The following is a 20,541-nucleotide window of genomic DNA, read 5'->3' as shown; positions in this document are numbered from 1 at the left end:
AAACAGGTTATTTAGATAGGGTTTGAGGTCTACTTTTCTAACTTAAGGAATTTAATTCCTGTAGCAGTAAATCGGACAATTCTTCTAGGGATAAATCTTCTTCGTTGAGGGGATCAAGATTGCTATCTTGATTTGCTCCTATTGCTAAGGGTTTTAAACTAAAGTCAAGGTCAATAACTTCAGCTACTAGATAATCGACCAAACTGGTCACTGTTGGATATTTAAAAGTGATAGTTGCCGCCAGAGATTTACCTAAATCCTTGGCTAAACGATTTCGTAATTCCACCGTCATTAAAGAATCCATTCCCAACTCAAAAAAACCTTGGTCAACTTGGGTAAATTCTCTAGCCGGAATAGCGAGAATTTCCGCTACAATCCCTTGAACATGAGCAGTCAAAGCCGCAAAACGCTCCTCAATTGGTATTGTCCTTAAGACATCAATAAAATTATTGTCTGGGGTTAATTTTGGGGCTGAAAAACTTTGGAAATCTCGTAATAAAGGCGGAATTTTTTGATTCTCGAAACTGTTAAAAAAGCTATTCCAATTGAGAGAAGCGACAGTTACCTGTATCCGAGAAGTCGTCAGCAATGTTTCGAGGAGATGTAAACATTTTTGGGGATCAAGAGGGGTAAAACCCTGTTTAATTAGCCTTTTTTTCGCTTTTTCGCCTAAATTTTCGGCCATACCACCCTCTGCCCAGGGACCCCAATTAATAGTCAGGGCCGGCAGTCCTTGCGCTTGACGATAATGGGCTAGACTATCTAAAAAGGCATTAGCACTAGCATAATTACTCTGTCCAGAAGACCCTAACACCGAGGCCATCGAGGAAAAACTAATAAACCAGTCTAAATCCACTTCTTGACTGAGGAGATGCAAATTCCAAGCGCCGAGTATTTTGGGGGAAAAGACGCGCTCAAATTTCTCCCAAGTCTGTTTGGATAAGCTGGCATCCTCTAACACCCCGGCGGTGTGAATAATGCCTTTTAAGGGGGGTAACTGCTGCTCGATTATCTCAAAAGCCCGACGCATTTGGCCAAAGTCGCTAACGTCGGCGGCAAAAACTTCTACATTGGTTCCCTCTTGTCGCCATTGGTCTATAATTGGTTGGGTTTCTGGAGTTATTCCCCGGCGACTCAGTAAGACGAGGGATTTTGCTCCTTTTTTCCTTAACCAATTAGCCACTTGCTGCCCTAAGGCCCCTAGACCACCAGTAATAAGATAGGTGGCATTTTCGGCAATTTCTCGGTTTTTTAGCGACGATTTCGGGATAAATCGCCCTAAACGAGCCACATAGCTCTGGCCTTGCCGCCAAACGATTTGATTTTCCTCCTCCGAACTTTGTAAAGATTGGAACACCTCTAGGGCTAAGGTGTGGCTATCCTGAAATTTATCTCCATCCAGACACAGACAGCGCAATTCTGGGTGTTCTAGGGCAATAGTCCGTCCTAATCCCCAGAGGGAACTTTGGGCAAGGGCAATCACTGTGGGTTGAGAAGGAATGTATTGAGCCGATTGGGTGACAATATAGAGGCGAGGAGAGTAATTAACCTCTATTTTGCCTAGTTCTTGCACTATTTCCAGCAAAGTTCCACAAATTCGCTCCTGAGTGACGGCTAGGTTTTGATTATTTTCTAAAGCTTGGTCGTCATCGATTCCCCAGAGATAAATTAGACCTTGATAGGGTTTTTTGAGGAGATATTGCCAAGTCTGGCGATTCTTTTCGGTGATAAGTTGGCATCTATGCCCTTGTTGCAGCAATTTTTCGGCTAATTGTTGCCCTACTCCCTTTTTGTCGGCAAAAATTAACCAATCTCCTGTTTCTGTCCAATCCATTCCCGTCAAGTCCGTGGCTTGCCAAGTAATTTCGTATAAACTATCCTTGAGGTCGTTGGTCTGGGAAAAGAGGGTTTCTGGCCGGGCCTGTTGAAAGGTTAATCCGTCAATTTGGCTAATTAATTGACCCGATTCGCTGAAAATAGTCAAATCAGCGATTAAGATGCCGTTTTGCAAATTGCTATGGCTGAAGCGACCATGACAGTATATAGAGGTGTCCTTAACTCCCGAAAAGGTCAATCGGTCAATATTAGTGGGAAGATAGGTGCTATTCCCTGCGGGAAATAGTGCCGACATAGCGTGAAAGCAACCATCAAGTAAGACAGGATGTAGCTGGTAATCCACCGCTTGCGAGAGTAGATGGGAAGAAAGTTGAATTTTTGCGACAATTTCGGACTGATTGCGGTAAAGTTCCTGGATAACTCGAAAACTTTCCCCGTAGTTCACTCCTTTACTTAAACAGTCCTGATAATGCTGTGCAATTTCGATTTTTTGGTGACAACGGTTCCGGATATCTGTCCAATTGCAGCTGGGTAAGTCCTGGTTTTCATTGGTTAAATTACCGGATAGATGCAGTAGGGAAACTTCCCCTTCCCCAAGACTGAGAATCTGAAATTGTCCCCCCGCTAGTAAGCTTAACTGTACCTTTTTACTCTGGTTGTCTGAGAAAATTAAGGGTCGATTCAGACTCAATTGACCAATAGTAAACTGCTGATTGGGATATTGTTGACCAGCTGCCACTATAATCATCTCTAGATAGGCCGCGGCTGGGAAAACTACCTGGCCAAAAACTTGATGTTCTTGCAGATAGCTCGGAGAGCAGGGAGAAAGAGAGGATTGATAGTGGACATCTTTTGACCCCAATAGATGCAGCGGTTGCTGTAGGAGAGGGTGGAAAGCTGCCGCTACTGTCGGGGTTTTTAGCTGAGAATCAATGTAATCTAACCAATAGCGTTTTCTTTGGAAGGGATAGGTCGGTAAGGGGATTTTTTCGCGTAAATAATCCAGGTCGAATCCATTCCAGTCAATTTTGACCCCTTTTACATAAAGGGTCGCTAAACTTTGGAGCAGGGTTTCCCAATTCGACTGTTTTGGGGACAAACTAGCTAACCAGAGACCTTGGTCGGGGAGATTTTGCTGACCTAGGTTAATTAAGGTGGTTTTGGCACCAATTTCTAGGAATATTTCCGTATTTAACTCTCCTAATCTTTCTATACCCCGGGCAAACTCTACGGGAGACAGTAGATGATTAACCCAATATTGGGAAGTTGCTATCTCTGCATCGATAACATCCCCAGTCAGGTTAGAGATAAGGGGGAGACGCGGGGAATTATAGGTGATAGTTTCGGCAATCTTGGCAAATTCCCCCACCATACCCGTCATTAAGGGAGAATGGAAAGCATGGGAAACCGCTAAAGTCTGACTTTCAATGCCTCTCTGATTGAAGTTAGCGATTAAATGGTTAATAGCCTCAGTTTCGCCAGAAATGACCGTATTTTCTCGACTATTGACCGCAGCAATGGTACAGATGCCCCTAATCTTCCTGAGATGATTGGTCACGGTGTCGGAATCGGTAAAAATTGCCGCCATTATGCCGTTTTTCGGTAATGTCTGCATTAAGCGTCCCCGATGGGCAATTAACTTCAAACCGTCTTCTAAGCTAAAGACTCCCGCTAAACAAGCGGCCACATATTCCCCTAAACTATGACCGATGAGAGCATCGGGTTTCACTCCCCAAGATAACCAGAGTTGAGCGAGGGCATATTCCAGAGAAAATAGGGTAATTTGACTGTAAAAAGTCTGATTAATCAACTGACTGGTTTTTTCGTCCCCATATAACACTTGCAGTAAGGATTTCACCCCATAGCTCCGTAAAATTTCGTCACATTTCTCTAAAGTTTGGCGAAAAGTCGGTTGCGTTTCGTAGAGTTCCCTAGCCATTCCGGGATATTGTGAACCCTGTCCTGTACACATAAAAGCCAGTTTAGGGGCTTTTTTCGAGGTTAAAATACTTTTTTGACCTGAAAAGCGATTTTCATCCCTAATAAAGTCTTTTAAAGCTTGCTCAAGCTGTTTTTGAGCCAGAAAGGGAATAGCTAAACGATGCTCAAAATGCGATCGCCCAGTATTAGCGGTATAGGCCAGATTTGCCATGACCGTCTGGGAATTTTGACCTAAAAAATCGTAGTAGCGTTGAGCTAATTCGCGTAAGGCTGGCTCACTTTTCGCAGAAAGGGTAATTAAATGACAAGGACGCTCTAAATGAGGTTTTTCGTCACCAAGCCGCTCAAAATTGCTTTCCTCAACGATTAAATGGACGTTAGTGCCACTCATCCCAAAAGCGCTCACTCCAGCCCGTCGGACTCCTTCTCTGACCAACCAAGGGGTAAGAGTGGTGGGGATTTTGACCGGCAGTTTTTCCCAGGGAATATAGGGATTAGGGTTCTTAAAATGAAGATTAGGGGCGATTTGCTGATTTTGTAGCTGTAAAACTGTCTTAATTAACGCCGCAATTCCCGCAGCTCCTTCCAGATGCCCCATATTAGTTTTCACGGTTCCCAAAATCAGGGGATTATCTTGGCTATGACCCTGGCCATAAATTTTCCCTAAGGATAAAACCTCGATGGGATCTCCTAAAGATGTACCTGTACCGTGAACTTCGACGTATTGCAGATCTTTAGGTTGAATTTTCGCTCTTTCGAGGGCTTGTCTGAGTAAAGCTTCCTGTGCCTGACCATTGGGGGCGGTTAAGCCATTACTTTTTCCATCGTGATTGACAGCCGAACCGCGAATTTGGGCGAAAATAAGATTGCCATCTCGGAGAGCATCACTGAGACGTTTTAAGACCACGACACCGCAACCTTCGCCCCGACCATAACCATCGGCCGAAGCATCAAAGGTTTTACTGCGACCCTGGGGAGAAACGGCTTTTAATTTACAATTACTAATCGCAGTGGCCGGGGTTAACATCAGATTCACCCCCCCCGCTAAAGCGAGATTGCATTCTTGGCTGCGCAGACTTTGACAGGCCAAATGTACTGCCAAGAGGGAGGAGGAACAGGCCGTATCAATTTGCAGAGTCGGACCGTGAAACCCAAATAGATAAGAGATTCTGCCGACGGCAATAGCGCGACTGGTTCCTAAACTGTTGTAAGCATCAATGTGATTGACTACGCCTTGATGAAAACATAATTGGGCATAATCATCGCGAAAAATGCCCATAAATACGCCAGTTTGACTATTAATCAAACTTTCGGGCGCAATAGCCGCATTTTCTAGGGATTCCCAACAGACTTCTAAAAGTAACCGTTGTTGCGGATCCATGGCGGCGGCTTCCCGAGGTGAGATGCCGAAGAAAGCCGGGTCAAATTCGTCAACTTTGTCTAAAAATGCCCCTTCCCGACTATACATTTTTCCCGGAACATCGGCATCTTGGTGATAATAGTCGGCAATATTCCAACGTTCTAGGGGAATTTCTGTTACTGCATCGATGCCATTAACCAATAACTGCCAATAACTTGCGGAATCATTGACTCCTGCGGGAAAACGACAGCCCATCCCCACAATAGCGATGGGTTCGGTTTGCGCTTTGACCATTGCATCGAGGTGTTTGTATTGTTCTAAAAAAGCTTGTTTTTGTTGATTCATCTTCCTAACAACTCTTGTCTTGTTATGTCACGTCACTTTCATCTCAGGTTATGCTTGGGAAAAAGTCACGGATAAGCGGGAAAAACCTTGATACTGTCGGGATGGGAAAATTTAGTTGCATAGTCACAATTGTCCTCGTGACTCCGAGGTGGGGGATAGGACAAGGGAAATTAGCTATCCTATCCCCACCAGCGATTAACTAAAGAAAGCAGAGATTTCTTCTTCGGATATTTGGGGTAAAACTGCTAAAATTTCGCTTTTTTCTCGAGTATTTGCCGATTCAGCCCCAGTATTGCTTTGATTAATCTGGTTAGCTAAATATTCTGCCAAACTATCAATAGTGGGATAATTCCAAACAATGGTGGCTTCGACGGGGATTCCCGACCAATCGGCAAGATCTTGGGCTAATTCCACGGCAAAAATTGAATCTAAGCCAAAATCAGCAAAAGACTGGCTGGTTTGGATAGTGGCTGGATTGACCTTTAATTTCTGGTGTAACCAATTACCTAACCACATTTCCACCTTTTCGGGAGTTTGTTGGCTAAGAAGGGACTTTTTCGGACTAGAGGGTATATTTACTCGGTTCTGCGTCGGTTGACTAGCAATTTCGACCAGAGAAGTTTCAGCTTGAGGATGAGTCTGTTTAGCTTCTGGTTCCAACGTCAATAACTCGTCGAGTTGATAATCGGAACCGTCTAGACGTTGTTCAATATCATCAATAGATTGAGTATAATCGAGGATACGATCGCGGATAGTCGCCACCGAAGAAGCAAAGTTTTCTTCGGGTGTTCCCCGGAGAGCTTTCTGCACACATAAATCAAACTGCAATTGACTCCAAGCTAGGGCATGACTGTACTTTTCCCCGGGGTGAATTTGGGCCATTTTCGCCGTTGTTGCTACTAAAGCGGCGTAACAACCCAATTCTCCGATTAAAGAATAGGCCCAAGCTAAGGCGGCAGAACGATCACCCCAGAGATTAGACTGGAGACAACGCTGATTAATAGATTGGGCGGTGCTGTGGAGTTGCAGGGCAATCTCGGGCGCTTCCAGAACTTTTGTCAGAAATTCGCCTAATTTGTCCGTATGGGTGATACTTTTGCCCAAAAAGATTTTCAAACTTTCGTTAGGACCTTCGCCAATTCGTAAAACTCTGGCATCCCGGAGAATTTGCGGGGCAAGATTAGTTTCCATGTAACCTCTACCCCCCAGCATCTGAACGAGACTATCGGCCGCTTCCCAGAGGTAATCAGCCCCCGTAATCTTGGCAATAACGGCCATTTCCCTGGGAACGGCCACTTTTTGGTCTAAGGCGGTGGTGATACACTTTAAGAGACTGGACAAGGCCACCGTAGCCCCAGTTAAATGATCAAAACGGGCTAAAGTAATCGGACTTTCTAGCAATTTACCGGTAGCGATCGAACGACGGCTGGCATAACGTAACATTAATTGTAAACAGCGTTTCATGCCGCCAACTCCCATCATGCCAATACCTAAACGGGCATAAAGTAAAGCATCGTCGGCGGGTTCAGTGCCATTGCCCAATTCTCCCAGCAATTGCTCTTTAGTGACTAAAACATCCTCAAAATAGATGGCATTTTGCATAATTCCCCGTAATCCCATAGTTAGGGATTCAGGTCCCAAACGCAGACCGGGGGTACCTTGACGGACAAGAAAACCTGTCAAACCGTTATTCCCCGGTTCTTCCGAATCAAGCAAACGGACAAAAACATTAATCATTCCGGCCCAAGCAGAACCATTCCAACGCTTAAGGCCGCGAATTCGCCATTTATCTCGGCCATCCGGCACTGCAACGGTACTAATTGCCCCGATATTCGCTCCTGCTTCCGGTTCCGTCATGCCAAAGGAGGATAATTGTCTTCCTGTCGCTAAAAGAGGTAATAACTCTTGCTTGAGGGAAATAGTCCCGTAGTTGAGCAGCGGACGGATACCTAAGCTGTTATTGAGACTCACCATCGTCGCCAGGGTTAAATCAATGGCGGCTAATTGTTCCATCACCTGCAAAAAATTGCGATTATTAAGGGCTATTCCCCCGTATTCTTCAGGAATCTGCATTCCCATCAGTCCTTGATTGCCAAAATCCATGACAATATAGGGCGGCACACAACGACGGTCATCAATCAGATGGGAATTAATGCGAGTTTTGGCGTAATCTCGCAACCAAGTCAAGATTTGCTCGGTTTTTTCTTGACTAGCGGTTGTGGGGGCAGCTTGGTGACTGCTGAGGGGGGGGGTTAGCGTCGGCATAGGGGATGAAATTAGTGGAAGTTGCTGGTTTAAATACTGTTGACGGCAAGCGTGGCGTTGAATTTTGCCGCTAGAAGTTTTGGACAGAGATGCGGGTTTGATAAAAGCGATATCATAAACTTGCAATTCGTGTTCTTGAAAAACCGCTCGACGAACTGCTTCTAGGGCTTTTTGCTGGTTAAAACGGCGAATTGCCGTTCTTTCTACCTCTTGAACCAGGACTAACTTTTCTTCTGCCTCGATTTCTACGGTAAAGGCGGCAGTTCCACTGGGGCAAAAGTCGGGATAGCATTGTTCTACGGTCTGTTCGATATCCTGGGGATAGTAGTTACCGCCGCGAATAATCATCAGGTCTTTCAAGCGTCCGGTGATGTATAGTTGACCCTGATGAATAAAACCTAAATCCCCTGTACGCAAATAAAAACCCTGTCCGGTATCGGCGATAACTGCTTGAAAAGTTTTTTCTGTAGCTTCGGGATGTTGCCAATAGCCCTGGGCAACGGTTTTGCCTTTCACCCAAATTTCTCCCACCTGCTGGGAGGGACAGCGTTGACGGGTTTCAGGATTAACAATGGCAATTTCTGTGTCGATTTCTGTTTGTCCACAACTGACTAAGGATTGAGAATTTGGGCTTTTTTCCGTAAAAACGATTTGATGACGGTTTAAAGCGGCTTTTTCAACCCAGCAGATTTGAGGAACTTGATTTTTCCTGACAGCAGCAACTTTTAAGGTGGCCTCGGCTAAACCATAACCCGGACAAAAGGCGGCAAACTCAAAACCACAGGGGGCAAATTTACGAGCAAATTCGCTTAAAATTTCCATTCTGACGGTTTCTGCGCCATTTAAAGCCACTTTCCAACTGCTTAAGTCTAAATCCGCCAGCTGCTCCTCTTTAATCTTGTCAAGACAACGTTTATAGGCAAAATTAGGGGCGGCAGTGTGGGTGGCCCTGTATTTGCTGATGGCATTTAACCAACCGAAAGGACGTTGTAAAAAGGAAACCGGGGACATGAGATAACAGGGAAATCCTCGATAAAAAGGCAGTAAAATGCCATAAATCAGCCCCATATCATGAAAAGTTGGCAACCATGTCACCATAACGCTCTTTTCATCGTGTTCCCAACCTAAATCTAAATCTCGGAGGTTGGTCAAAAGATTCTCGTGATTGACCATCACTCCTTTGGGAGTCCCCGTGGAACCAGAGGTGTATTGTAAAAAGGCTAAGGTCTCTGCTTTTATCTGAGTGGGGTGGTCTTCGGCTAAACTTTTGCCGATTAAGCTATCCGTAGCTAGAAAGGGAATATCTCTGTCTAGTTGCCTTTTTAATTGGTCTAATTCCGATTGTGTGCTTAAAAGTAAGCTTGCTTGCGAATTATTAATAATAGAAGTTAAGCGAGCCATCTTTTGGTTTTTCTTGGGCAAATTGACTGGAATTGCCACTACTCCTGCTAATAAACAGCCGAAAAACCCAGTAATAAACTCTAATCCCGAAGGGTATGCTAATAAAACTCGTTCCCCCGGTAATAGGATGGATTGGAGACTATTGGCAATCGCTTGCGCTTCCAGAAATAATTCCCCGTAGGTAAGGCGTTTTTCTTCGGTTTCGCCATCGACTAAAAAGGTATAAGCCGTTTTTTGGGGTTGGTATTGGGCGCGATAACGAATAATATCGACTAAACTGCTTATTTCTGACAAATTAAGCTTATTATCTAAACAAAGAGTCATTTTTTTACTCCCCATTATTCAATGGAATCGAAAACAAAGATTTAATCCTCTCGCACCGGGAAAAGTTTCTGGTGACGGGGGGCGACTAGAATTCTAGGGGTGATTTGGGCTTAAATTAAAGGTTTCTCCGTAAATTTCGCCATAGCAGAGCTTCTGAGTCCCAAAACGTCCCCCATACTCGCTCAAGGGTTCATCAGCGTATCCCAAGGCTAAGAGACAACAGACATCGACCGTATCGGGAATTTGGAAATACTCGCGCAAGGGTTTAGCCACAAATCCTTCTAGGGGACAACTATCCACCCCCAAGCTTTGCGCCGCTATCATGAGATAAGTAACCGCAATCATAACTTGTCGGTTGCTCCAAGCTTCTGGAGACTGATAACAGGGTTTAAATTGGAAAAAAGGCGGAATGGCCATGTGCATGAACTTGGCCCGTTTTTCGGAAATCGTCCCCTCTTGCTTTCCTAACTCAATCACTTGATTAATGTAACCACGATGGTTAACTTGGCGATCGCCACAACAGATTAAAACCACGGGTGCATCGACTAATTTATCTTGTTCAAAGCCGAATTCTCGCAATTTTGCCTTATTTTCTGGTTCTCTAACCACTATAAATCGCCATGGTTGCAAATTATAACTAGAGGGAGCTTGGAATCCCAAACGAAAAATTTCGGCTAAAATTTCTTCGGGAATGGCATCGGTGCGAAATTTACGAGTAGAGCGTCTTTTTTGAAATATTTCAGCAATATTCATCATCTAAACCCTTTTATGAGACGTTTTCAACGGTTTAACCTAAAAAACTTTCGGGAATCGCCGGTCCCCATTGATAGAGAATATCTAACCCACCCGCGTGAAGTTCTGGCTCGGTGGTTTGCTCAAAAAGGTCCCCATCGGTAAAATGTTCAATGAGGCTACCGAAAGGATCTTGCCAATAGTCAAACACTTGACTTCCCAACAAATGGCGACCAATACCCCACACAGGAGTCCATCCTTTTTCTCGTAACCAATCGTGGCCGATTTTAATAGAGTCAAAATCTTGCACCTCGAAGGCAGTATGATGGACTTTGGGGTGAGAACCTTGCAACATGGCGATGGTGTGATGATCAACCCATTCCTCTCCCCGTTGACAACGAAGAAAACCCCCGACTCGTAAACTGGGATGGCCGTAATAAATTAAATCTGTTGCTTTTAAGCCAAAAGTCTGCTGATACCAGTGATAACTTTCCTCAAAGTCTTTGACATCAATAGCTAGATGACCTAAACGTAAAATAGGTGCGGGTTCTTTTTTCGGCCTTTGGGTGCGACCTAAACGGGTTTTCCGACTAGCGTGATTCCATTGCAAGGGTTCAGGAATCGGCAAAGGTTCCACTTCCTCGATACCATAGACCAATTCTAGGTTAAAACCGTTGGGGTCAATAATTTTGATGCGCTGACCACCGCCGGGGGTGAACAGGGTTTCCACGGTCGAAGCGGAGGCTAAAGTGGCTAGTTCATGTAAGACGGATTCTGATGTCGCTTCTAGGGCAAAACTGACAAATTTAGCTTTTTTTCCCCATTCTACGACATAGACAAACTGTTTTTTGCCTCTAGCTCGCATATACAAGGCTGTATCGGTTTTAACTGCGGTAATCAGTCCAAAATCCCTCAAAAAACGTTCGCACAGGTCTAAATCCGGATGTTGATAGGTAACGTAGGCAATATCAGCAATTTTAGTCATAGTCGGTCATCCAGTGGAGTTGTCTAATTCGGCACAAAATAGCCAGACAGATATCGGTCAAAGTGCTGCCATAGCAAGGGGAAAAAGACTATTAAGAAAATCTGAACTTTGTTGTGGTTGATTATGGCATTGTGGGTACACCCACAGTCAAAGGCTAATTTTTCTTGCCCTCAATTGCTATCCCAGACTGGAGTTTGAGTAACTTGGGGGTGGAGAAAAACCTTGGGGAACTTCGGGGTTTTGCGGAAAATTTTTTTGAGAGATGTGGTCAAGGTTGTCTAGAGTACCTCGATAAATTGGACTTATTGAGAAAATATTCACACTAATTGAGAATCAACAAAGGTTTCATCAGGGTTTCAGGCGGTGCAATGCTGAAGTAAATCTATTTTTTGAGGTACCCTCTAGAAAAATCCGCTATCGTTCGAGTAAGCAAGTCAGAGAATATTGGGATCAGTAGCAGCGGCAAGGATTATTTCTGTTTCCACTGCCCAAATACCCCTCTGAAATCAATCTTGTTGCACCTGAATGGCATCAATTGAAAACTCGCGAACTGACAGGTCAAATTTTTCTCGAACGGTTGGATTTAGCGCACGCCGTTAAACAGGGGAGCGAAGCTTGCACTCAAAAAGGAGGATAGGAAAGTCACTGTTTTAAGTTTAATCCGTAACCAAATTATTACTTAAATTTCTCAATTATCAGCAAAGTCCTTAATTACTAAACTTGAGATAATGTCTAGAAAAGTTACCTATGGGGATATTCCCAGACAAAGAACCAAATATCTGCTTAATGCTCTGTTAAAGTTTGCTAACTACGAGGTAGATAATTGTGAAAATCTGGCTATTAAATTTAGCTGGATTAATGAGAAAAAATTGAAAATTCAAGCCGAACTTAATGCTTTAAAAATGCTGACTGAAAAATGTGGTCAAAGGCTGGAGTTATGGCAAATTCGTGATGCTTTGACGGAATATCTTAACGAAAAGTTTTTAGGTATTTTGGAAGATCATCGTATCAATAATCAAGGAAAAATTCGTACTTTTCAAATTACTTTTTGGCAACGGGGTCATGATATTTTAACCAACCTAAGGAGCTTTGATCAAGAGTGGGCAAACAAAAGTAAACATCAATCTCCCGCAATTGCTGCTATTTTCTCCTCTTTAGATGAGGAAAAACAACAGGATTATCAGACCTATATTAAGGATTATGTAAAACGTCCACCTCTGGAGGAAAATTGTCTCAAAGTTCTTCAGCAAGAACAATCGTTGCTAAGAATTCGCGCACCTCATAATAGTGGCAAAACCCGTTTAGTTAATTGGTTAGTCCATCATCTCAAACAAGATAATTATCAACCAGTTATCATTGATTGTGAGGAGGAAAAAGCCACTATTGCCCTTAGTTGTGAAGACTTGCTGCTGTCGATTTGTCGTACCATTACCCAAGAATTAAAGATTAACGAATCTCTTCTCGATAAATTTTGGTCTCGTCCCGGAACTCCTGCCCACAAAACTCGACGATATTTAGAGGAATATGTTCTCCAACCCAGCGCTAATCCTCTGGTTTTTGTCTTTGAAAAATTTGATACAATTTTGGAAACTGAAACAATCGGTAATGAAATTTGTGGTATTCTCAGAAGTTGGCATGAAAGACGTTCCCAACCTTGGCGGAAACTACGCTTAATTATTATTCATTCAACGGAATTTTATAGCAACTACGATTTTTATGCCTCTCCCTTAATTGGTGTAGGTTATGTGGCTAGTTTATCGGATTTTAATGCGGAACAAGTTCTCACTTTCGCTCAAGTTAATGGCATTAATTGGACGTTATCAGATGTTCATAAGGTCATGAACTTAGTGGGAGGTAATCCTTATTTAATTAAGTTAATCTTGGTAAAATTGCAAGAAGGGAATTCTCTAGAAAAGGTTCTAGATGATGCCTTGCAGGGACGAGAGCCATTTCAAAGTCATTTTTTCCTACTGATGAGATATCTGAAAAGTAATGCTAACCTACGGAATATTTTTAGGCAAATTCTTCAGAAAAAAGCTCTGACTCCGGCTCAAATGAAAGGAGAATCTGTCCAATTTTTGGAACGATTGGGACTGATCCACAAAAGTTATGATACCCTAGAGGTGCGTTGCAATTTGTATCAAGTATATTTTGACGACTTGCTTGATTAGTCTCGTTGAGATTCCAATTGAAACTGAATTGAGTTTTCAAGTTTTGCTTCTAACTTACTCTTAACCCTGACAGTAATTGGTTCTCGATTAGATTCGGATTCATTATCTACAAACCTGAGAGAATTGCCTGAGGTCAAACTGGCCGAAAGATTGAGGTTTTCTAAATATTCTTGTATCAACTCTGAAGAAATTTTATTCTGGGATTGCAAGGCTCTAATAGCAGCTATAAATGATTGGGCCGCATCATAACTGGTAGCGGTTCGCCAACTAATATCTTCTTTCCATAAAGCTTGAGCATCTCTGACAAAATTTTGGGACTTAATTAGATGGGAAAACCAAGGCACAGCCAAAACTAAATTATCAATAAATTTACCGCTATCAACCAACATTTCATGTTCATACATGGAATGACTCCCTAAAAGAACTAGCTTATTTTTCAGTTCTGGAGTGGTGCTGGTATTCAACTGTTCAAGAGTATGGGATAATTCTACTACCACAGAAGCTGATTCCAAACTGGGAAATAAGACAATTCCTCTAACTTGATCTTGGGAAAATGCTTTTAAAACTTCTGCGTCAATATCTAGGGAAGATGATAAATCAATTACTTTAGTGATTTTACCGCCTTTTTTTTGGAAAGCTTGATGAAACTCTTGAGTAAGTTCTTGGCTATCAATCTGGTTAGAATTATTAAAAACAATTACCTTATCTAGATCATGTTGGCTGGCATAATTAGCTAAAGTCTCACCAATTTTTTCATTGGTGATAACGGTTCTAAAAAAGTATTCACTCTCAATTACATCCGAGGAACTTGTCGAAGAAATTAAAGTAATTTTGGCTCTTTCATAGATAGGTAAAGCTGCTAAGGTGGCTTCACTAGAATAATGTCCAATTACTCCAATAACTTTGGGGTCTTTAACGATTTCCTTGGCGACTATCTTAGCAACTTTTTCATCATTATTATCATTGGCAATAACGATATTTAAAAATAAATTATTCGCACTTGTCGGTAATTGGCTATTAAATAAATATTGTGCTTGAGCAATCCCTTTAAGGATTTCTTGGGAAATTTCATTTTTTTTGCCACTGGGAATAACCACCGCCAAAGTCACATAATTATTACTTAAATAAGCGATAACATTATTATAATAAATCAAGTTTTCTGCATCTTCAGGATGAGCGAGATAGGCTTTTTTGAATAACTGTTTAGCTTCCAAATAATTAGCATTTTTAAAAGCCAAAATACCCCGATCTTTATAAAAATTTTCCTGTTTAATAAGTAGCTTTTTTTCGCCTTGGCTAAATAGTTCAGGCTCCTTAGTATAGGGAATTTTATAAAAGTAAGGTAACAGCCATGACTGGTAGAATCCCAACCCAAGTAAACCTGTAACAATGCTAGTAAATATTCCCGCTGCCAACATAAATAAACGAGATTGTTTTTGACGAGTAATGCTCTCAGATGCGGCTAAAAAACGATAATCGATACTATCTAATTCTTTATCTTCTTGCCATTTTTTAGATTCCTCTAACTTTTTACCTGTCAGTAAACAATTTGTATCGGTAAAATTTGAGTCTTCCCACTTAGCAATTTCCAATTGATAAGGACGACTAGCTGCTAATACATTATATAACCATTTTTGATTAAAAATTGCCTGATAAATAGCATTAGCCACTCTAAGATAGCCCTGATTATCGACGATAACTAATCCAGATAGTAATAATTCATCATGTTCTGGTGTGTTACTCGCTTTCACCAATTTACCTTTTAAAACATTAGCATAAACCCTTAGTAAATACCCTTGATCAGGATGATAAATAAGTCGCTCTCTTATACTTGATAAAAAAGCAGGTTCATCTTTTTTTTCCCAGTTATCAATAATGTGTTTATAAACAAAATCTCGCATCCAAGCTGATAAGAGAGACTGAGGTATTGTAACTTTAAACTTGGCCATTAAATAGCACAATTTTTGAGTTAGAAAAGGTTGACCATTAGTCCAGCTAAAAATTTCTTGTAGAATTTCTTGAGGGGAAACACCCAACCCTTCTAGTCCTTGCATCAAGGGTTGACAGTTATCTTCTAACGACAGTCCATTTAATTCAATTGCTTTACCAATATTGAAAGGAGTTCTTTGACTATCCTGAATTAATTGATTGGGGGTAGCCGTGCCAATTAAAACAAATGAAATACGATTAAAATCTGCATTAATAACTCGCTTTTCATGACAAGACCTAATGTAAGCAAAAAAGTCATCAGTAGCAAAGGGTAGTTTTCTAACCACATCAATTTCATCAATAAAAATAACAATGTTGTTTGAAATTTTTATCAATAAAATTTCTTTAATAAACTGTCTAAGTAACCCAACATTAGAAACAGATTGACTGGCAATCCAAGATTCTAGATCCGTCATATTTAGTTTTAATTGTTCGGCAATTTCAATAATTAAGGAATGATACCAGCTAGATTGATCTACTGATGTCCCCAATTCATTTAAGTCTATACGGGAACAGGCTACTCCTTGTACTTCAATTTGAGTTTGGATGCGTACTGTCAAACTCGACTTGCCCATTTTGCGAGAATTGAAAATATAACAATACTGACTGTTCATCAGAGCTTGGTACAGTTCCAGATCAGCCCTTCTATCCACATAGCTTGGATCGGAAGGAGATAAGGTACTAGAAAACTTATAAACATTCTCGGCGGTTGCGTTTTCTTGCATATTTCGGTATTTTATTGACCAGATAACCAAAACTTGGGTAAGTAATACCAGTTTGAACTACACTAACCCCGGTGATAAATCCAGAAAAAACCGCGCTCACTCATAGCCGATTATTGGTAAGCTAGTTCTGCTCTGAATGAAATTGACATATTTTCTTCGGGTAAACTCATCTAAGCTGAATTCTCTCAACTGCGCGAGTCCCCACCCTCAGCAACGGGTTCGGAAGAGACTGAAAAGTCTCCTATCCCCTAATTCCCTACTCTAAAGCGTAGATACGACCATCCATGAGCAGACGGGTGATCCCTTTCGCTTCCAGTTGAGCGTGAGCTTTTTCGATCAGGCGACCGTCGGGAACTTTAATCACTTTTTCCTTGCGCTTGGAGAAACGACGAGCGATGCGATGACTTTCAAAGATGGGGAGAGTGCGCTGCTGGATTTCCTGAGGGGGAACCTTACCCAATTCGGCAAAATCCTTGAGGGGACGGGTGATTAATTCGGCAGCGCGATCAATCACCAAGTAACAGGTTTTGGGAAAAGCCGCCGCCGATAGGGGTAATATCTGTAATTGGGCTGTTTTAACGATAGTGGGGCCTAAATAGCTCCCCGCTAGTTCCTCTTCCTCCTCATCTTCATCTTCATCCTCCTCATCTTCATCCTCCTCTTCATCCCAATCCTCGTCAAGCTCATCTTCCTCCTCTTCCTCGATAGCTTCGACGAAAAACTCGGTTAAATTAGCGTTTTCTAGGGGTTTATCGCCATTAATTTCTGTCTCTTCCGAATTATCTGCTTCTGGCGGGTAAGAGGTATCCATTAACAGGGTTAATTGTTCCACAGCGGCGATCGGTTGCTGAAAAGCCTGCTCATCCTTAGCTGCGATGTGGGCTGCCGAAAAACCAATCACCTCGATCGCTTCTTCCGATAAATCCGCTGCTGCTCCCTCCTCCTCGAGGCCGCGAGGATTGCGGGCCAAGCGTTTTTTCTGGATTAACTGCTCGTATTCCTCGCTAGAAAAAGAATTTTTGAGAAAACGACTGACCGTAGAGCTACTCACGCCATAACGCTCGGCTAAGGTGGAAGTGGTGGCCTCCGTTTCCCGATAAAGCTTAAGAATTTCTTTTTTCGTGGCATCAGTCAGTTTTCTTGGACTCATATTACTTATATAGTTATTTTTTAAGCGATAGGATCTTGCCGATGGCTAGTCAGGGGAAGCTGTTGTCCTTGAGCGGATGTACTCTTAATCATAAAACGCTCTAGCCAATTAAAACTAAGCAATTCGTTTTCTAGTCCCTGTTCTAGTCTATCCTTGACTTCTGTTTCTCACCACTACTCAAGATTAAAAAATTGACGATGATATCAAGTGCTGCTAGTCAAAAAGCCTTATTAGTTCTGGCTGATGGTACAGTTTACGAGGGTTATTCCTTCGGCTCCAAGGGAACCACCGTCGGCGAAGTTGTCTTTAACACGGGGATGACCGGTTATCAGGAAGTCCTCACCGATCCCAGTTATGCCGGTCAAATCGTCACTTTTACCTATCCGGAATTGGGAAATACGGGGGTTAACCCCGAGGATGAGGAGTCAATTCGTCCCCAGGTGAAAGGTGCGATCGCCAAAAATATCTGCCACCGGCCCAGTAATTGGCGTTCTAGCCAATCCCTACCGGATTATCTGGCCGCTCATCATGTTATTGGCATCTATGGCATCGATACCCGGTCTCTGACCCGCAAAATTCGCTCGGTTGGGGCGATGAATGGGGCAATTTCCACGGAAATACTCGATTATCACGATTTACTGCGGTTGGTGCAGGCAGCCCCCAGTATGGCGGGATTAAATCTAGTTAAGGAAGTAACCACCAAGGAAGTGTACGAATGGACGACTCCCACCCCGTCCGCCTGGGAATTTGCGCCAATTGATAGTGATCAAGAACCGTTAACGGTGGTGGCGATCGATTTTGGCATCAAACGCAATATTCTCCGGCGTTTAGCCAGCTACGGTTGTCGGGTGATCGTGGTTCCCGCTGACACTCCCCCAGAAAAAATCGCCGCCTATAATCCCGATGGTATTTTCTTTTCTAACGGACCGGGAGATCCGGCGGCTGTCACCGAAGGGATTGCCCTAGCCAAGCAACTTTTACAAGGAGAAAAACCCACTTTTGGCATCTGTATGGGTCATCAAATTTTAGGCCTATCCCTGGGAGCAGAAACCTTTAAACTGAAATTTGGCCATCGCGGGTTAAATCAACCCTGTGGACTGCAGCAACAGGTGGAAATTACCAGTCAGAATCACGGTTTTGCCGTGCAGGAGGCCTCTTTAAATCCGCAAGTGGAGATTACCCATCTCAACCTCAACGATCGCACCGTAGCGGGGTTAAAACACAAGTCTCTGCCCTTTTTCTCGGTACAATACCACCCCGAGGCCAGTCCTGGCCCCCACGATGCCGATTATCTGTTTGGCCAATTTGTTGATTTAATGCGGCAAGCAAAAAAGGATCGGTCGTAAATTTTTAGGATATACTAGGGTTTTGATTTTTACGGCTCTCGAGCTAGGAGGGGATTATTCCAGAAGCAATTAACTTGACCGTCAGCTTGCGAGGCACGCGTGAGGTCAGAGATAAGTACCAAATTTTCCGTTTGACGGGTCTTTTAGATGCCTTTTCCGAACCGACTTTTTGTAAGGTGATCGAAGGCTATGTGGAGGAAGGTCCCAAGGATGTGATTATTAGCCTCGCTCAGATTGATTTTATCGATAGCTCCGGTTTAGGAGCTTTGGTAAAATTGGTGAAAAAGGCCAAAACCGAAGGGGGCAGTTTACAAATTGTTACCAATCCCCGGGTAACTCAAACCGTAAAACTGGTGCGATTGGAAAAGTTTTTTTCCCTGCAACCCACCCTGGAAGCGGCGATCGAATATCTAGAAAAAGCGTAAATCGTGGAATCTCCTCTCGAAAAAATTCGCTTACAGGTCAGTGGCCAGGGTTCACCAATCCTAGAGGGTCTTGACCGATTATCGCCCGCTTCTCTGGCCTATCTGGGGGATGCTGTTTATGAATTATATATCCGCAGCTATTATTTACTGCCGCCCCAGCGTCTGGGAGACTATCACGCTCAGGTGGTGGGCAAAGTCAGGGCCGAACAACAGGCTTTAGATTTAGCACAACTGCAGCCCTATCTGACGGACCAAGAAAAAGAAATTCTGCGCCGGGGACGCAATGCGGTCACGGGAAAACGCCGTCGTCTGACAGCCCAAGTCTATCAGCAGGCCAGCAGTTTAGAAACCCTGTTCGGCTATCTTTATCTACAAGACCCCTCAAGATTACATCAACTATTAGAAAAACTAGAATTATAGCCCTCAGGGACGATTCCCGACTTTACTCTTAATCCATGCAACCATGAGCGATCGACCATTTCGTGACAAGTCCGATAATCGTAATTCTCGCCGGCCCTCGCGGCCAAAAACCGGGCCAATTCTGGCTAAATCCCCAGCAGTAACTCCAGAAAACCAAGAAGCTGATGATCTGCTCTACGGTCGCCGGGTGGTTTTAACAGCCATGGAAGAGGAGCGCCAACTGAATCGGATTTGGGTGGTCAATCGACTTCGTTACGATCCCCGTTATCATACCCTTTTGGAAAAGGCCAAAGCCAACGGCACGGTAATTGATGAGGTGGACGATCTGCGTCTCGATCAGATTACCAGTAAGGCCAATCATCAGGGGATCGCCGCCCAGATGTCTCCCTATGATTATATCGAATTAGCCGATCTGATCGAGAAAGCTAAGGGCAAAAGTCGCCACCCCGTCATCGTCATCGCTGAAGGTATTACGGATCCCCATAACCTTGGGGCAATTATTCGCACCGCCGAAGCCATGGGTTGTCAGGGGGTAGTTATTCCCCAACGTCGCGCCGCTGGGGTGACATCGACGGTGATGAAAGTGGCGGCGGGGGCCTTGGAATATTTACCTGTGGCCAGGGTGGTCAATCTCAATCGTGCTTTAGAAGAATTAAAAGCGGCGGGTTTTTGGCTCTACGGCACGGCGGCAAAAACCAGTAAATCCTTACACACAATCAATTTAACGGGTGCGATAGGATTGGTGCTAGGTTCGGAGGGAGAGGGTTTGAGTCTGTTGACCCAAAAGTCCTGCGATGAGTTGGTATCTATCCCCTTGGCAGGCAAAACCCCCAGTCTCAATGCTTCGGTGGCGGCGGCTATGGCTCTTTACGAGGTTTACCGGCAACGCTGGCAAAATTCCCCCGATTGAAAATCTGTATTTTTCGACACTCCCAATAGCCAAAAGGAGAAAGTATAAATAGAATAGGAAGGAAGTTTGCGAAATGTAAACAAACGTAACAAAACCACCAGAGTAGATTTAGATGGGGAACGAAATGAAAGAATTTTTGATTAGCTTACTCGAAAGGTTCGGATTAGCCTACTGGGTCGAGATTAAAACCGACTATCCCAGATGTACTTATTATTT

Annotated in this window: 12 protein-coding genes; 6 read left to right on the top strand and 6 right to left on the bottom strand. The window is 43.3% G+C overall.

The features are described 5' to 3' along the window. Nucleotides 1–37: 37 nt before the first annotated feature. The 4 genes from PX484_RS01150 to PX484_RS01135 form a co-directional block, all read right to left on the bottom strand. Entirely contained in the window at nt 38–5,482 is a 5,445-nt protein-coding gene (locus PX484_RS01150; protein ID WP_287764834.1) for a type I polyketide synthase, read from the bottom strand. Between the two features lie 195 nt (nt 5,483–5,677). Then, the gene (locus PX484_RS01145; RefSeq protein WP_288102681.1) at nt 5,678–9,472 is read right to left on the bottom strand and encodes an AMP-binding protein; all 3,795 of its coding nucleotides are present in this window, start codon (nt 9,470–9,472) and stop codon (nt 5,678–5,680) included. Between the two features lie 93 nt (nt 9,473–9,565). Beyond that, complete coding sequence (locus PX484_RS01140) at nt 9,566–10,228, bottom strand: nitroreductase family protein (RefSeq protein ID WP_002776854.1); 663 nt, start codon at nt 10,226–10,228, stop codon at nt 9,566–9,568. Nucleotides 10,229–10,259: 31 nt separating this feature from the next. Continuing rightward, entirely contained in the window at nt 10,260–11,189 is a 930-nt protein-coding gene (locus PX484_RS01135; RefSeq protein ID WP_149107576.1) for a VOC family protein, read from the bottom strand. Nucleotides 11,190–11,917: 728 nt separating this feature from the next. Between PX484_RS01135 and PX484_RS01130 the strand changes: the two genes are divergently transcribed. Beyond that, nucleotides 11,918–13,360 carry an AAA-like domain-containing protein gene (locus tag PX484_RS01130; RefSeq protein ID WP_288102680.1) on the top strand — a complete coding sequence of 481 codons (1,443 nt, stop codon included), beginning with the start codon at nt 11,918–11,920 and terminating at the stop codon, nt 13,358–13,360. On the opposite strand, the gene PX484_RS01125 is transcribed toward PX484_RS01130, so the two are convergent. Then, the gene (locus PX484_RS01125) at nt 13,357–16,074 is read right to left on the bottom strand and encodes an AAA-like domain-containing protein (RefSeq protein ID WP_288102679.1); all 2,718 of its coding nucleotides are present in this window, start codon (nt 16,072–16,074) and stop codon (nt 13,357–13,359) included. The genes PX484_RS01130 and PX484_RS01125 overlap by 4 nt on opposite strands. Before the next feature lie 256 nt (nt 16,075–16,330). After that, nucleotides 16,331–17,224 (bottom strand): helix-turn-helix domain-containing protein, encoded by an 894-nt coding sequence (locus PX484_RS01120; protein ID WP_287664932.1) that lies wholly within the window; start codon nt 17,222–17,224, stop codon nt 16,331–16,333. A 197-nt stretch (nt 17,225–17,421) separates the two neighbouring features. On the opposite strand from PX484_RS01120, the gene carA reads away from it, so the two are divergent. From carA to PX484_RS01095, 5 genes are all read left to right on the top strand, one after another. Further along, nucleotides 17,422–18,570: a glutamine-hydrolyzing carbamoyl-phosphate synthase small subunit gene (gene carA / locus PX484_RS01115; RefSeq protein ID WP_287664929.1), complete on the top strand. Its 1,149-nt coding sequence runs from the start codon at nt 17,422–17,424 to the stop codon at nt 18,568–18,570. Between the two features lie 74 nt (nt 18,571–18,644). Further along, nucleotides 18,645–18,995 carry an STAS domain-containing protein gene (locus PX484_RS01110; protein ID WP_045360375.1) on the top strand — a complete coding sequence of 117 codons (351 nt, stop codon included), beginning with the start codon at nt 18,645–18,647 and terminating at the stop codon, nt 18,993–18,995. A 3-nt stretch (nt 18,996–18,998) separates the two neighbouring features. Beyond that, nucleotides 18,999–19,415, top strand: coding sequence for a Mini-ribonuclease 3 (locus PX484_RS01105; protein WP_004268539.1), 417 nt, complete (start codon nt 18,999–19,001; stop codon nt 19,413–19,415). A gap of 43 nt (nt 19,416–19,458) precedes the next feature. Continuing rightward, complete coding sequence (gene rlmB / locus PX484_RS01100; RefSeq protein WP_287664928.1) at nt 19,459–20,325, top strand: 23S rRNA (guanosine(2251)-2'-O)-methyltransferase RlmB; 867 nt, start codon at nt 19,459–19,461, stop codon at nt 20,323–20,325. 112 nt (nt 20,326–20,437) lie between these two features. Then, nucleotides 20,438–20,541: DUF1816 domain-containing protein (locus PX484_RS01095; RefSeq protein WP_288102686.1), on the top strand; the 104-nt coding region annotated here is incomplete at its 3' end.

It is taken from the genome of Microcystis sp. M49636_WE2, assembly GCF_030065375.1.
Taxonomy (GTDB): domain Bacteria; phylum Cyanobacteriota; class Cyanobacteriia; order Cyanobacteriales; family Microcystaceae; genus Microcystis; species Microcystis aeruginosa_C.
The sequence above is the reverse complement of the archived record's forward strand: the minus strand, read 5'-3'. Positions and strand labels throughout refer to the sequence as shown.